Annotated in this window: 10 protein-coding genes; all 10 read left to right on the plus strand. The window is 73.8% G+C overall.

Annotation, left to right across the window (positions count from 1 at the left end; translation table 11 throughout):
- Positions 1-328: 328 nt before the first annotated feature.
- Positions 329-826 (plus strand): hypothetical protein, encoded by a 498-nt coding sequence (locus MID12_RS19410; RefSeq protein ID WP_040252492.1) that lies wholly within the window; start codon positions 329-331, stop codon positions 824-826.
- Between the two features lie 386 nt (positions 827-1212).
- Complete coding sequence (locus MID12_RS19415; protein WP_040252494.1) at positions 1213-2097, plus strand: TatD family hydrolase; 885 nt, start codon at positions 1213-1215, stop codon at positions 2095-2097.
- Between the two features lie 130 nt (positions 2098-2227).
- Complete coding sequence (locus tag MID12_RS19420; protein ID WP_263169201.1) at positions 2228-3628, plus strand: resuscitation-promoting factor; 1401 nt, start codon at positions 2228-2230, stop codon at positions 3626-3628.
- 413 nt (positions 3629-4041) lie between these two features.
- Positions 4042-4878 (plus strand): 16S rRNA (adenine(1518)-N(6)/adenine(1519)-N(6))-dimethyltransferase RsmA, encoded by an 837-nt coding sequence (gene rsmA, locus MID12_RS19425; RefSeq protein WP_263173286.1) that lies wholly within the window; start codon positions 4042-4044, stop codon positions 4876-4878.
- A 131-nt stretch (positions 4879-5009) separates the two neighbouring features.
- Positions 5010-5903: a 4-(cytidine 5'-diphospho)-2-C-methyl-D-erythritol kinase gene (locus tag MID12_RS19430; protein ID WP_263169204.1), complete on the plus strand. Its 894-nt coding sequence runs from the start codon at positions 5010-5012 to the stop codon at positions 5901-5903.
- A gap of 203 nt (positions 5904-6106) precedes the next feature.
- Positions 6107-7924, plus strand: coding sequence for an ABC-F family ATP-binding cassette domain-containing protein (locus MID12_RS19435; RefSeq protein ID WP_040252498.1), 1818 nt, complete (start codon positions 6107-6109; stop codon positions 7922-7924).
- Between the two features lie 191 nt (positions 7925-8115).
- Positions 8116-9939 carry a PQQ-like beta-propeller repeat protein gene (locus MID12_RS19440; protein WP_263169206.1) on the plus strand — a complete coding sequence of 608 codons (1824 nt, stop codon included), beginning with the start codon at positions 8116-8118 and terminating at the stop codon, positions 9937-9939.
- A 42-nt stretch (positions 9940-9981) separates the two neighbouring features.
- Positions 9982-11877 carry a PQQ-binding-like beta-propeller repeat protein gene (locus MID12_RS19445; RefSeq protein ID WP_263169207.1) on the plus strand — a complete coding sequence of 632 codons (1896 nt, stop codon included), beginning with the start codon at positions 9982-9984 and terminating at the stop codon, positions 11875-11877.
- A 248-nt stretch (positions 11878-12125) separates the two neighbouring features.
- Entirely contained in the window at positions 12126-12803 is a 678-nt protein-coding gene (locus MID12_RS19450; RefSeq protein WP_040252503.1) for a LuxR C-terminal-related transcriptional regulator, read from the plus strand.
- Positions 12804-13038: 235 nt separating this feature from the next.
- Complete coding sequence (locus MID12_RS19455) at positions 13039-15231, plus strand: alpha-galactosidase (protein ID WP_263169211.1); 2193 nt, start codon at positions 13039-13041, stop codon at positions 15229-15231.
- Positions 15232-15236: the final 5 nt, after the last annotated feature.

Below are 15236 nucleotides of genomic sequence, written 5' to 3' on the forward strand. Positions count from 1 at the left end.
CGGGGGCTCTCGTAGCGGAGTCGTGGGGCGGGCGGTTCGGGGGGTTCCGGCGGGCCCCGTGGGGCGCGGGAACCGGTGCTGAGCAGGGAGTTCGGGGGCTCGGCGCGGCTCATGCGCGGGCAAAGGACTATCGTGAAAAGCAAAGCGAAAAGCCGTGCGGACGGGTCCTTGACCAGGAAAAGGCCAAATCGGGGCCAATAGTCGAACAGGACTGCTGACCGCACGCCGTCCGGGGCGTCCACTGGAAAGCGGGGACGCACCCGTCCCGTGCCTCCGGCAGGCGTGGCCCGCCGCCGGGAGCGACTGTCCAGCGAACTCAGGAGCTGGCATGAGCGAGATCACCGGTACCGGCCCACGCGGCGCGGCGGCCCCGGATCCCTCCGGTGCGCGGAGCACCGTCCACGAGGCCTACTCCTTCGCCTGCATGCGCTGCGGCCACGGCTGGGAGCAGGCGTACGAGATCGAGCACCACGTCGACGCCGAGGGGCAGCCCTACGTCACGTACCTCGCGAACGGGGTGCGGGTGCCCTCGCCGCTGAGCAGGCCGACCTGTCTGAACTGCGGCGGCCATGTCGTACGGATCATGCGGCCGGGGCGGGTCTCCTCGGTGCAGTCGTACCTGATGCCGCAGCAGCCCGCCGAGGGCTCGGGCCCGGCGGGTGCGGTCCCGGTGGACTACGGCACCGCCCGGCGCTCCGGGGCCGGGGACTCCGCGCCCGCGGAGAAGCCCGTGCGCCCCGGCGCGCACGCGGACGAGGGCGCCGGGGGCGCACACCGCTGGCAGCTCTCCGACCTGCTGCACCCCTTCCAGCGGCGCCGGGGCTGAGATCGGGGCACCGGCTGGGGGCCGGTCGGCTCCGACCGGCTGGGGCCGGCGGGTTCCGGGGGCGTTCAGCCGGTGGTAGGCGCGGTCCATCGCCATCGCCCATCGCCATCGCCTGCCAGGCGGGTTCGCCGAGCTGGGGGCGGAGGCGGTCGATCAGGCGGCGGAGGCCCTGGCGGTCGGCGGGGGTGATCTCCGGGCCGTCCGCCAGCCACCCGACGAGGTGGTGGTGGACCGCGTGCCCGGCGTAGACGAGGTGGTGGACCGCGTGCCCGGCGTACACGCCGTGCCCCGTGGCGGCTCCGGCCGACTCCCAGGAGTACCGGAAGCCGAGGCCCCGCGGGGCCTCCCGTACGCCCCGCGGAACCGGGCTCCGTAGGATCGGGAGCATGCCCGCCAAGGACGACGCGAAGAACACCCCGCCCCCGCTGCCCGAGCCGCTCGCGGTGCCGGTGGCCGACGCGCACACCCATCTGGACATGCAGGCGGGCACGCCGGGGGAGCAGTTGGCGCGGGCCGCCTCGGTCGGGGTGACCACCGTGGTCCAGGTCGGCTGCGATCTGGACGGCTCGCGCTGGGCCGCCGGACTGGCCGCCGAGTACGAGCAGGTGCACGCGACGGTGGCGCTGCACCCCAACGAGGCGCCCCGGCTCGTGCTCGGGGACGCCGGGCACGGCGGGCCCCGGCAGTCGGCGCGGCCCGCCGGGGGCGAGGCGGCGCTGGACGAGGCGCTCGCCGAGATCGACCGGCTCGCCGGGCTCGACCAGGTCAAGGGCGTCGGCGAGAGCGGGCTCGACTACTTCCGCACCGGGCCGGAGGGGGTGGCCGCGCAGCAGCGGTCCTTCCGGGCGCACATCGAGATCGCCAAGCGGCACGGCAAGGCGCTGGTCATCCACGACCGGGAGGCGCACGCGGACGTGTTGCGGATCCTGAAGGAGGAGGGCGCCCCCGAGCGGACCGTCTTCCACTGCTTCTCCGGTGACGCGGCGATGGCCCGCGAGTGCGCCGAGGCGGGCTACTTCCTCTCCTTCGCGGGGACGGTCACCTTCAAGAACGCCCGGCCGCTGCGGGAGGCGCTGGCGGTGGCGCCGCTCGAACTGGTCCTGGTGGAGACGGACGCGCCCTATCTGACGCCGATGCCGTACCGCGGACGGCCCAATGCGCCGTATCTGATTCCGCTCACTGTCAGGGCCATGGCCAAAGTGCGCGGACTTGAGGAAAACCTGCTGGCCGAGGCCTTGTCCGCGAATACCGCGCGGGCGTTTGGCTACTGACGGATCATCATTTTTCACACCTCTGGCGGATGCGCCACGCGAAAGTTCATCACACAAGGTGCTTGTTTCACCGCGCTGCGCGTTCGAGGCTCGCCACCGGTTCTGTCCGCCCCGTTAGGGAGACCCCGTGGTGAGCAGTAACACGAAGTGCCGCAACTCCAAGGAGTCGCACGATAGGCAGCCGGTGCCGGCCCCCGAGGCCGGGCACCGCCCGCATGCCGGACGCGCCACCGGGCACGTCCGGCGCCGCAAGGGCAAGGTGCCCTGCGCGGCGAAGCAGCCCGCCGTGTGCCTGACCAAGCCCGCCGACGGTCCGGTGCTCGCCCGGCGCCTGCCGGAGCCCCGCCCCGCGGGACGCACCGGCCCCGGGCCCGGTCCCGTCCGCCGCCCCCTGCCCACCCGCCGGGTCACCGTGCGGCGGCTGCTGCCGCCCGCGCTGGTGGTCGCCGCCCTGGCCGCCGGGACCTGTGTGGCCCTCGCCCAGGACAAGACGGTGCAGCTGAGCATCGAGGGCGAGCGGCGCACCCTGCACACCACCGCCGACCACGTCGGTGAACTCCTCGCCAAGGAGGGCATCGAGGTCGAGGAGCACGACGTGGTGGCGCCGGGCCCCGGGGCCGAACTGCACGACGGCGACACTGTCGCGGTGCGCTACCGCAGGCCGGTCACCTTCAACCTGGACGGCCGCGCCGTGACCTCCTGGACCGTGCAGCGCACGGTGCGGGGCGCGCTGCGCGAGGCCGGGGTGCGCGCCGAGGGCGCCTATCTCTCGGCGCCCGTCTCACGCGGCATCGACCGCAGGGGCCTCGCCCTGGACGTGCGTACCGCGCGGGAGTTCACCATCGTGGCCGACGGCGACCGGCGCACCGTACGGACCAACGCGGCCACCGTCGCCGAGGCGGTGCACCGGGCCGGGATCCGGCTGCGCGGCGAGGACATCACCTCGCTCGCACTGTCCGCCTTCCCGCGCGAGGGCCAGACCGTCACGGTCACCCGGATCCGCACCACCACCGAGGTGCGCGAGCAGGACGTGCCCTTCCCGGTCCGCCGCAAGAAGGACGGCGGCCTGCTGCGCGGCAGCGAGGTGGTGCAGCAGGACGGCAGGAAGGGCCGCGAGCGGGTCACCTACCGGGTGCGCACCGTGGACGGCGAGCGGCAGAAGCCGCAGCGGCTGCACGCCGAGCGGCTGCGCGAGCCCCGGCCCGAGGTGGTGCGCACCGGCACCAAGAAGCGCCCGCCCGCCGAGCGCCCGCACATCCCGGCCGCGGGCGCCCCGGTGCACATCCCCCGCTCCTCCGGCGGCCCGAACTGGGCCGCGCTCGCCCAGTGCGAGTCCGGCGGCCGCCCCGGCGCGGTCGACCCGAGCGGCACCTACGGCGGGCTCTACCAGTTCGACGCCCGCACCTGGCAGAGCCTCGGCGGCACCGGACTGCCCCAGCACGCCTCCCCGGAGGAGCAGACCGCCCGCGCCAAGCAGCTCTACGCCAAGCGCGGGGCCCAGCCCTGGCCGGTCTGCGGGGCGCGGCTGTGAGCGGCGCCGGTCCGGCGGGGAGCCGTACGCACGGGATGCGCGGCGGCTGAGCCCGCCGCCCCGGGGCCTTCCCGTCCGCGCGGCGGGGCGGTCCTCCCGTCCGGGGTGCGGGGTCGCGCCTTGTGCCCGCACCCACCCGGCGCCCGGGTACCGCCCCCGCGAGGGCGGTACCCGGGCGCCTCGGTGTCCGCCCCGGGCGGGGGTGCGGGTGCGGTGTGCGGTGGTGGTCGGATGCGGTGGCGGGGCGGGTGCCCGGGCCCCCGTAACCTGGTGCGGTGAGCACCACTGAATCCGGCGCGGACCGATCCGGCGCGGCAGCAGGCCCCGGGGCCGGCGCGGACCACGCCGCGGCCGACCGCACCGAGGGCCGCGCCGCCGGCCCCACCGACAGCGCCGCCGCGGAGTCCGGCGCCCTGCTCGGGCCCGCCGACGTCCGCGAACTGGCCGCCGCCCTCGGCGTCCGCCCGACCAAGCAGCGCGGCCAGAACTTCGTCATCGACGCCAACACCGTGCGGCGGATCGTGCGCACCGCGGACGTACGGCCCGAGGACGTGGTCGTCGAGGTCGGCCCGGGCCTCGGCTCGCTGACCCTGGCGCTCCTGGAGGCCGCGGACCGGGTCACCGCCGTGGAGATCGACGAGGTGCTCGCCGCCGCCCTGCCCGCCACCGTCGCCGCCCGGCTGCCCGAGCGCGCCGAGCGCTTCGCCCTGGTGCATCAGGACGCCCTGCGGGTCACCGAACTGCCGGGGCCGCCGCCGACCGCGCTGGTCGCCAACCTCCCGTACAACGTCGCCGTGCCGGTCCTGCTGCACATGCTGGAGACCTTCCCGAGCATCGAACGCACCCTGGTGATGGTGCAGTCCGAGGTCGCCGACCGGCTCGCCGCCGCACCCGGCTCGAAGGTGTACGGGGTGCCCTCGGTGAAGGCCAACTGGTACGCCGAGGTGAAGCGGGCCGGGGCGATCGGGCGCTCGGTCTTCTGGCCCGCGCCGAACGTCGACAGCGGACTGGTCTCGCTGGTCCGCCGGGAGTCGCCGCCGGTGACCACCGCCACCCGCAAGCAGGTCTTCGCGGTGGTCGACGCGGCCTTCGCCCAGCGCCGCAAGACCCTGCGCGCCGCCCTCGCGGGCTGGGCGGGCTCGGCCGCCGCCGCCGAGGAGGCGCTGCGCGCGGCCGGGGTCTCCCCGCAGGCCCGCGGGGAGGCGCTCACCGTCGAGGAGTTCGCCCGGATCGCGGAGGCCCGCGGGTGAGCGAGGCGGCGGGCCGGCCACCGGAAGCGGCGTCAACGGAAGTAGCCGAAGCAGCGGGAACAGCACCAGCAGCGGCGGAAGCAACAGCACAGGCAACGGCAGCAGCGGCACACGGGGAGAGGCGGTACGCGGTGGGGGTCACGGTCCGGGTTCCGGCGAAGGTCAACGTCCAGCTCGCGGTGGGGTCCGCGCGCCCCGACGGCTTCCACGACCTCGCCAATGTCTTCCTCGCGGTCGGCCTGTACGACGAGGTCACCGCGACCCCCGCGCCCGCGCTCGCGCTGAGCTGCACCGGACCGGGCAGCGAGCTGGTGCCGCTGGACGAGACCAACCTGGCCGCCCGCGCCGCGCTCGCCCTGGCCGCGCGGTACGGGCGCCCGGCCGACGTCCAGCTGCACATCGCCAAGGACATCCCGGTCGCCGGCGGCATGGCGGGCGGCAGCGCGGACGCGGCCGGGGCCCTGCTCGCCTGCGACCGGCTGTGGGGGATCGGGGCCTCGCGGGCCGAACTGCTCGACATCTGCGCCGAGTTGGGCAGCGATGTGCCCTTCGCTCTGGTCGGCGGGGCCGCGCTCGGCACCGGGCGGGGCGAGAAGCTGGAGCCGCTCGACGTCGGCGGCGGCTTCCACTGGGTCTTCGCCGCGGCCGAGGGCGGGCTCTCCACCCCGGCCGTCTACCGGGAGTTCGACCGGCTCGCCGAGGGCCGCCGGGTGCCCGCGCCCGCCGCCGACGAGCAGCTCCTCGCGGCGCTGCGCACCGGGGACACGCAGGCCCTCGCCGCCCGGCTGGCCAACGACCTCCAGCCCGCCGCCCTCTCGCTCTTCCCCGCGCTGCGGGACACCCTGGCCACCGGCACCGCCGCGGGCGCGCTCGCCGCCCTGGTCTCCGGCTCGGGGCCCACCACGGCCTTCCTCGCCGCCGACGAGAGCGCCGCCGAGCGGATCGCCGCCGCCCTGACCGCCTCCGGCCACTGCCGCACCGCCCGCACCGCCACCTCGCCCGCCCCGGGGGCCACGGTCGTCTGACCGCCGGGCCCGGGCGCTTTCGTACGGCAGCCGGGACGCTTTCGTACGGCGGGCCGGACGTGCTCGTACGGGAGCGGCGCGCAGGACCGGTACCGGAGGGACCGGCGGCTGCGGCTTCGCCCGCCCCCCGGCCGAACGCCTAGGCTGGAACGCCGAGCCGCCCCGCGCGCTGCGGTGCGGCCGAACCGCAAGAAGGAGTCCTGGTGGCCGTCAATCTGGTCAATGTCGAGACCGTCAGCAAGGTCTACGGCACCCGCGCCCTGCTCGACGGGGTGTCCCTCGGCGTCTCGGAGGGTGACCGGATCGGTGTCGTCGGGCGCAACGGCGACGGCAAGACCACCCTGATCCGGCTGCTCGCCAAGCTGGAGGAGGCCGACACCGGGCGGGTCACGCACAGCGGCGGGCTGCGGACCGGGGTGCTGACCCAGCACGACTCCCTCGACCCGGCGGCGACCGTGCGGCACGAGGTGGTCGGGGACCTCGCCGACCACGAGTGGGCGGGCGACGCCCGGATCCGCGATGTGCTCACCGGGCTCTTCGGCGGGCTCGCGCTGCCCGGCTTCCCGCAGGGCCTGGACACCGTCATCGGCCCGCTCTCCGGCGGCGAGCGGCGCCGGATCGCCCTCGCCAAGCTGCTCATCGCCGAACAGGACCTGATCGTCCTGGACGAGCCCACCAACCACCTCGACGTGGAGGGCATCTCCTGGCTCGCGGGCCATCTGCGGGTCCGCCGCTCCGCCCTGGTCTGCGTCACCCACGACCGCTGGTTCCTCGACCAGGTCTGCACCCGTATGTGGGACGTCCAGCGCGGCACGGTCTACGAGTACGAGGGCGGCTACTCCGACTACGTCTTCGCGCGCGCCGAACGCGAGCGGATCGCCGCCACCGAGGAGGCCAAGCGGCAGAACCTGGTCCGCAAGGAGCTGGCCTGGCTGCGCCGCGGGGCACCGGCGCGCACCTCCAAGCCGCGGTTCCGGGTGGAGGCGGCCAACGAGCTGATCAAGGACGTACCGCCGCCGCGGGACAGCTCCGAGCTGATGAAGTTCGCCTCCTCCCGGCTCGGCAAGACCGTCTTCGAACTGGCCGACGTCAGCGTCCAGGCCGGACCCAAACTGCTGCTGCGGCACCTGACCTGGCAGCTCGGGCCCGGTGACCGCATCGGCCTGGTCGGGGTGAACGGCGCGGGCAAGACCTCGCTGCTGCGGGCGCTGGCCGAGGCCGCGCGCAGCGAGGGCGAGGTGCAGCCCGCGGCCGGGCGGATCAAGGTCGGCCGCACGGTGAAGCTCGCCTACCTCTCCCAGGAGGTCTCCGAACTCGACCCGGCGCTCAGGGTCCTCCAGGCGGTCTCCGAGGTCCGCGAGCGCGTCGACCTCGGCAAGGGGCGCGAGATGACCGCGGGGCAGCTCTGCGAGACCTTCGGCTTCTCCAAGGAGAAGCAGTGGACCCCGGTCGGCGACCTCTCCGGCGGCGAGCGGCGCAGGCTCCAGCTGCTGCGGCTCCTGATGGACGAGCCGAACGTGCTCTTCCTCGACGAGCCGACCAACGACCTCGACATCGAGACCCTGACCCAGCTGGAGGACCTGCTCGACGGCTGGCCCGGCTCCCTGGTCGTCATCTCCCACGACCGCTTCTTCCTGGAGCGCACCACCGACCGGGTCTTCGCCCTGCTCGGCGACACCACGCTGCGGATGCTGCCGCGCGGCATCGACGAGTACCTGGAGCGCCGGGCGCGGATGGCCGAGGCGAGCACCCCGGCGGTGCCCGCGAGCGGTCCCGCGGCCGAGGAGAAGCAGGAGAAGAAGGTCTCGGCGGCCGAACAGCGGGCCGCGAAGAAGGAATTGCAGAAGATCGAGCGGCAACTCGACCGGATTTCCCAGAAGGAATCCGACAAGCACCAGCAGATCGCCGACAATGCCACTGATTTCGAAAAGGTGGCGAAATGGGATGCGGAGCTGCGGGAACTCGTCGCCGAGCGCGAGGAGTTGGAAATGCGCTGGCTCGAACTCGCCGAGGACGCCTGAGCGGTACGCCCCGTTTGCGCCCGCTCACCGCGCGCGCCGCCGCGTAACAGCGGCATCACAAGCCGGTCCTCCCTTGGGTACAGGGGGCGCACCGGCGGCAAACCCGGGCACCCCCGGGTGATAGAAAGACGACCGAGAAACGACCTGTGCATGACTGGCGTGCCGAAAAATCAGTGAAGGGGGAAGCGCTGATGACTCAGCCGCCCAACCAGCCGCCCTCCGGCGGTTTCGGACCACCGCAGGATCCGCAGCAGGGCCAGTCCGGCCGGCCGCCGCAGAGCCCGGCGGGCCCGCCGCCCGCCGCGCCGCCCGGCATGCCGCCGACCCCGCCCCCGAACACCCCGCCCACCGCGGGCCAGCCCGGCTACGGCTACCCGCAGCAGCCTCCGGGCGCCCCGGGCCCGTACGGCCAGCCGACCCAGCAGGGTCCCTACGGCCAGCAGCCCGGGCCCTACGGTCAGCAGCCGGGGCAGCCGGGTCCGTACAACGCGCCGACGCAGCCCGGTCCCTACGGCCAGCAGCCCGGATACGGCTATCCGCAGCAGCAGTTCCCGGGCGCTCCCGGTCCCGGCGGTCCCGGTGGCGGTCCCGGCGGCTTCTTCAAGGGCAAGACCGGCATCGTGATCGCCGCGGCCGTCGCGGTGCTCCTGGTGGCGGGCGGTGTGGTCGCCGCGGTGACCTTGAGCGGCGACGACGACAAGAAGCCCGAGGCCAAGGAGAAGGACCCCAAGCCCTCCGCCTCCGCGCCGATCAACCCCGGTGACGGCAGCGGTGACGGCAAGGAGGAGCAGGAGGACCTCAACGAGGGCCGCAAGGACGGCGAGGCGAAGGTCCTCTGGTACAAGGAGGCCCCGGACGTGCCCGGTTCGGGCGGCGACGCCCCCGGCATGTGGATCACCGACCAGGTCGCGGTGAAGGCCGCGTACAAGGAGGTCGTCGGCTACAAGATCGACGGCGGCCAGCCGGCCTGGGAGAAGATCACCTTCCCGGCGAAGATCTGCGGGGCGACGCAGACCGCCAGCGCCGACGGCAAGGTCGTGGTGGCCTACGAGAACGGCCGGTCCACCTCCGCCCGCTGCAACAAGCTCCAGCTGATCGACCTCAAGACCGGCAAGAAGGGCTGGACCCGGACCCTCGGCGAGGGCGGGATGTTCGACAGCACCATCAGCGTCAGCCTCGGCATCACCGGCAACACCCTGGTCGTCGGGCGCTCGATGTCCGGGACCGGCTACGACCTCTCCAGCGGCGACAAGATCTGGGAGAAGGGCAAGAAGGAGGAGGGCGTCTGCTTCCCCAACGGCTTCGCCGGGGGCGAGAAGATCCTCGTCTCGCTGTCCTGCGCGGCGAGCCAGCCCAACGAGCACGACGAGCTGGAGGAGATCGACGCCAAGACCGGCAAGACCAAGTGGAACAAGGCGTTCCCCAAGGGCTGGACGGTCGACAAGGTGTACTCGACCAAGCCGGTCGTGGTGTACCTCACCAACAAGGACAAGAAGCAGTGGAACATCACCACCTTCAAGGAGAACAGCAGCGCGGCCCGCAGTGAGGTCAGCGTCGACGGGCCCTTCGCCCCGGAGTGCGGGATGTTCTCCATCGGCCGCGAGCTGAGCAGCTGCTCCGGGGTCGCCGCCGACGCCGACACGCTCTACCTGCCGACCGACAAGACCGGCGGCGCCAACGAGGTCGTGGCGATCGACCTGGACACCGGCAAGGAGAAGTGGCGCACCAAGGCGCCCGGCGACAGCACGCTGCTCCCGATGAAGGTCGAGGACGGCAACCTGATCGCGTATCTGGAGCCCACCTACGACGGCGGCGGCACCGTCTACGCGATCCCGGCCGGCGGCAAGAGCCACACGCCGAAGAAGCTCCTGCAGAACCCCTCGGGCCCCTCGGAGATCGAGAACAGCTTCTTCTCCCGGGACATCGACTACGTGGACGGGCGCTTCTACATCTCCAGCACGCGGCTCAGCAACTCCGGCACCCAGCAGAAACTCATGCTGGCCTACGGCAACTGACCGCCCGCTCCTGACCACCACGTCCCCAGAGGTAGACACGCCATGACGCAGCCGCCCCAGCCGCCGAACCAGCCCCCGCAGGGCGGCTTCGGCGCCCCGCAGGACCCGCCGCCGAACCCGCCGGGCCAGAACCCGCAGCAGGGCCAGAACCCGCCGAGCTTCGAGAAGGCGCCGGAACCGGGCTACGGCTACCCGCAGCAGCCCGGCCAGGCCCCCGGCACCCCGCCGCCGCCCGCCGGTCCTCCGGCCACCCCGCCGCCGCCCGCGGGCGCCCCGGCGCCTCCGCCGCCGCCCGCCCAGCAGCCCACCCAGATCTCCCAGCAGCCGACGATGATCGCGGGGCAGTCCGCGTACGGCTACCCGGGCGGACCGGGCACCGCCCCGCCCCCGCCGCCGGGCACCGTGCAGGGCGGCCAGCCGGGCTACGGCTACCCGGGCCAGCAGCCCGGCGGCTACGCCCAGCCCCACACCGTGCTCAGCGGCGGCCAGGGCCCCGGCGGCGGCAAGAAGGTCAGCCCGGTGGTCTGGATCATCACCGCGGCGGTCGCCGCCATGGCGCTGATCATCGGCGGCGGCGTGCTCTACGCCAACAGCTCCGACGACGGCAAGGACGAGGCGGGCTCCAGCTCCGGCGGCAGCGACGGCGGCAAGGGCGGCGAAGGGGAGAAGGGCGGCTACGGCGGCGAGGAGAAGGTCCCCTCGGACCCCTCGGCCAAGGTCTCGCTCCAGATCCCCCAGCCCGAGGTGCCCAAGGACGAGGTCCGCAACGTCTCCGGCTCCTGGCTGAACGACAAGATCTACGCGAAGTCCTCCTACGCCGAGGTCAAGGGCTACGCCCTCGGCACCGGCAAGGAGAGCTGGACCCTGCCGCTCAAGGGCGAGACCTGCGGCGGCTCCAAGGAGCTCTCCGCGGACGGCGTGGCCGTGGTGCTGCACGCCGCGTCCAAGAAGGAGAAGTACAACCCCTGCACCGAGGTCACCGCCTTCGACCTGAACGACGGCAGCCAGAAGTGGACCAAGCACCTCGAGGTCTCCGACCAGCCGATGAAGTTCGAGGAGGTCACCATCGTCGGTGACACCGTCGCGGCCGGTTCGGGCCTCAGCGGCGGCGCGGCCTGGGACGTGAAGACCGGCAAGAAGCTGTGGAGCCCGGGCGTCGGCGACCCCTGCGAGGACGTCGGCTACGCGGGCGGCGAGCAGCTCATCACCCTCTACCGGTGCGGCAGTTACGGCGACTACAAGTACGAGATCCAGCGGCTGAACCCGAAGGACGGCTCGCCGATCTGGAAGTACCCGCTCGCCGCGGGCGTCGACAACGCCAAGGTGATCTCCACCAAGCCGGTCGTCGTCGGCGTGGACTCCGGTGAGCAGACCCTGCCCGGCACCTCCGACGTCTTCTCCTTCGACGACGCGGGCAAGCTGCGCTTCAAGATCTCCCTCGACCCGGAGCGGTACAGCATGCACCGCTGCGAGGTGAACAAGGTCTACAGCTGCAGCGGCATCGTGGTCGGCAACGACAAGCTCTACGTCCCGACCGAGGAGCACGAGGGCACCGGCGGCGAGTCCTACGAGCGCACCAACGAGGTCGTCGCCTTCTCGCTGGCCACCGGCAAGCTCACCGGCGACCGGATGGACGGCGGCAACGGCTACAAGCTCTTCCCGATGCGCATGGACGGCACCAACCTCCTCGCGTACAAGAGCGGTCCGTACGACAAGGGGCACCAGGTCGTCTCCATCGACAGCAAGACGATGAAGCAGACCAAGCTCCTGGAGACCACGGACGACCGGCAGGTGCTGCGCGCGCTGATCGGGCTCTCGCCCGACCGGGCCGAACTGCGGTACAGGAACGGCCATATGTTCCTCAGCGAGGAGCTGATCAGCAAGCCGTCCGCGGGCAGCGAGTTCAACTACCTGGGGATGGGCTTCAGCAGGAACTGACGCCCGGCTCCGGCCCTCGCGGCGAAGGGGCCCGGAACCGCCTGCCAGGGCGGGGCCGGGCCCCTTCCGCGTGCCCGCTCCCGGGTGTCCGGCCGCGGGTCCCCGGTGCGGTACGGCCGCGGGCGGGCCCGCCGGAGGCGGACGTACTCCGCGATAGTGGGTCCCTTCGGCGCCGCATCCGTGTAGCTTCCCCAGCACAGCGGGCCGGGATCTGCCTGGGGGCGCCCGGCGGGGGACTGGGGGATGCGATGAGTGTGCGGCTGATGGTTCTCGACGATCACCGGCTCCTCGCCGAGGCGCTGGCCTCCGCGCTCAAGCAGCGCGGGCACCGGGTGCTCGCCGCGGCGGCCCCGGCGGCGGGGGCGGCGGAGCTGGTGATCAGCCGTGCCCCGGAGGTCTGCCTGCTCGGCACCCGGGAGCCCGGCAGGGCCGGGGTCTTCGATCCGGTCCGGCGGATCAAGAAGGAGCGGCCGCAGGTGGCCGTGGTGGTGCTCGGCCCGGTGCCCGCGCCCCGGGGCATCGCGGAGGCCTTCGCCGCGGGCGCCTCCGGCTACGTACGGTCCGACGAGCGCATCGAGGGGGTCGAGCGGGCCATGCTCAAGGCGCGGGCGGGGGAGGCCGCGGTCGCCCCGGCGCTCCTGGAGGAAGCTTTCTGCGAGCTGCTGAACCCGGCGGCCCGCCCCGACGACGAGGCCGCCCGGCTGCTGGAGGTGCTGACCTCCCGGGAGGCCGAGGTCCTGGTCCGGGTGGCCGAGGGCGAGGACACCCGGCTGATCGCGGCCGGGATGGGCATCGCCCCGTCCACCGCCCGCACCCATGTGCAGCGGGTGCTGATGAAACTCGGCGTGGGCTCCCGCCTGGAGGCGGCGGCCCTCGCGGCCCGGACGGGGCTGCTCGAACGGGCCGGGGCGCGGCACGGCGCGTGAGGGCCGCGAGCCGCGGCGCCCTCGGACGCCGTCGCACGCCCTCGGATGTCGTCGCACGCTCTCGGATGTCGTCGCGGGCGTGGCGAGATCGCGTCATGGCCGATCCGTGTCCTGAGCCCGGCCGGACCCGGGTACCTTGCGTGTCGATTCAGGGGGAATTTCCGAGGTGGCGCTCGGCCGGACCGGAGAGGGTGCGGGGGCCCGCCCGCCGTACCGCAGACCCGCAGGAGCCCAGGTGCCCGATCCGAAGTCCGCCCCCGTACCCGCGTCGAGGCTGCACTTGCGGGCGGCGGGCTGTTCGCTGCTGCTCGAACTCACCCCCCGGCGGCTCCCGCTGGTCCGGCACTGGGGCGCGGACCTCGGCCCGCTGGACGAGACCGCCGCGGCCGGGGCGAGCCGCGCCGCCGCCCGGGTCGGGCGCCGGCCGGGGGAGCTGGACGCGGAGCTGACCTCGGTCGTGCCCGAGCCGTGGACCGGCTGGACGGGGCGCCCCGGGCTGCTCGCCTCCCGCCGGGGCCGCGACTGGTCGCCCGCCTTCACCCTCACCCGGGTCACCTTCGACGGCGCCCCGGTCCCCGGCTGGGCCGAGCGGGGCGCCGGACTCGTCGAGGCCACCGCGGTCGACCCGGAGAGCCGCCTCAGGCTGGTCACCGGGATCGAGCTGCTCGACTCGGGGCTGGTCCGGCTGCGCGCCGAACTCACCAACGAGGGCGAGGAGTTGGAGCTCTCCGAGCTGTCCGTCCATCTGCCGGTGCCCGCGCACGCCACCGAGCTGCTCGACTTCTCCGGCCGCTGGGGCATGGAACGCCTCGCCCAGCGCCGCGCGTTCGGGGTGGGCACGCATCTGCGCGAGAACCGCAGGGGACGGACCGGCTTCGACGCCGCCCACGTCCTGCACGCCACCGAGCGCGGCAGCGGCTTCGGGCACGGCGAGAGCTGGGCGGTGCACGTGGCGTGGAGCGGCAACCACCGGCACCTGGCCGAACACGACAGCACCGGCGTACGGCTGCTCGGCGGCGGCGAACTCCTGCTGCCCGGCGAAGTCCGCCTGGCCACCGGCGAGTCGTACCGCACCCCCTGGGTGTACGGCGCCTACGGCGAGGGCCTCGACCGGGTCGCGCACCGCTTCCACGACCATCTGCGCGGGCGCGCGCACCATGCCCGGCGCCCCCGGCCGGTCACCCTCAACGTCTGGGAGGCGGTCTACTTCGCCCACGAGCCCGACCGCCTGATCCGGCTCGCGGAGCTGGCCGCCGAGGCCGGGGTCGAGCGCTTCGTCCTGGACGACGGCTGGTTCGGAGCCCGCCGCGACGCCCGCGCGGGGCTCGGCGATTGGCAGGTCTCCCCGGAGGTCTGGCCCGAGGGACTGCACCCGCTGGTCGACGCCGTACGCGGGCTGGGCATGGAGTTCGGGCTGTGGGTGGAGCCGGAGATGGTCAACCCCGACTCCGACCTGGCGCGCGCCCACCCCGAGTGGATCATGGCGGCCCGCGGCGAACCGCCCCTCGAACAGCGCCACCAGCAGGTCCTGAACCTGTCCCTGCCCGCCTGCTACGAGGCGGTCCTCGGCCAGCTCCTGGCGATCCTGGACACGTACCCGATCGGCAGTCTGAAGTGGGACCACAACCGCGACCACGTCGAGGCGGGTTCGCGGCCGGAGGGCGGGGTGCCCGCCGAGCACGCGCAGACCCTGGCCCTCTACCGCATGCTCCGCGAGATCAAGGAGGCCCATCCGGGGCTGGAGATCGAGTCCTGCTCCGGCGGCGGCGGACGGGTCGACCTCGGGATCCTGGAGCTGACCGACCGGGTCTGGGTCTCGGACTGCATCGACGCCGTCGAGCAGCAGCGGTTGCTGCGCTGGACCGGCCAGTTGCTGCCGCCCGAGCTGATGGGCTCGCACATCTCCTCGCCCCGCTCGCACACCACCGGCCGGCGGCTCGACCTCTCCTTCCGCGGCGCCACCGCGCTCTTCGGCCACCTCGGGGTGGAGTGGGACCTCGCCGCCGCCAGTGAGGAGGAGCGGCGGGAGCTGGCCGGGTGGATCGCCCTCCACAAGGAGCACCGCCGACTGCTGCACACCGGCCGGGTGTGGCGCGGGCCCGACCCGGACGACAGCCTCCAGACGCACGGCGTGATCGCCGAGGACGGCTCCGAGGCGCTCTACGCACTGGTCTCGCTCACCTGGTGCGCCCCGGCGGCGCCGCCGCACGCCCGCCTCACCGGCCTCGACCCCCGGCGCCGCTACCGCGTACGGCCGCTGCTCACCGGTGGCCCGCCGCCCGGCTTCGCGCCTCCCGAGTGGTGGGACGAGGAGGGCGTCGAGATCACCGGGGCGGTGCTCGCCCGGGTGGGCCTCCAGGTGCCCGTCATGCACCCCGAGCACTCGGTGCTCGTGCATGTCTCCGCCGTGGACCGGGCCGCCCGGTGAGAGCG

Origin of the sequence: Streptomyces sp. SCSIO ZS0520, assembly GCF_025643355.1 — a bacterium.
Classification (GTDB): Bacteria; Actinomycetota; Actinomycetes; order Streptomycetales; family Streptomycetaceae; genus Streptomyces; species Streptomyces physcomitrii.

What these genes read in the sequence shown, in the direction of transcription:
- MID12_RS19440 (WP_263169206.1), top strand. Translation starts at nt 8,116, where the DNA reads ATGACTCAGCCGCCCAACCAGCCGCCCTCCGGCGGTTTCGGACCACCG.
- MID12_RS19415 (WP_040252494.1), top strand. Translation starts at nt 1,213, where the DNA reads ATGCCCGCCAAGGACGACGCGAAGAACACCCCGCCCCCGCTGCCCGAG.
- MID12_RS19410 (WP_040252492.1), top strand. Translation starts at nt 329, where the DNA reads ATGAGCGAGATCACCGGTACCGGCCCACGCGGCGCGGCGGCCCCGGAT.
- MID12_RS19450 (WP_040252503.1), top strand. Translation starts at nt 12,126, where the DNA reads ATGAGTGTGCGGCTGATGGTTCTCGACGATCACCGGCTCCTCGCCGAG.
- MID12_RS19445 (WP_263169207.1), top strand. Translation starts at nt 9,982, where the DNA reads ATGACGCAGCCGCCCCAGCCGCCGAACCAGCCCCCGCAGGGCGGCTTC.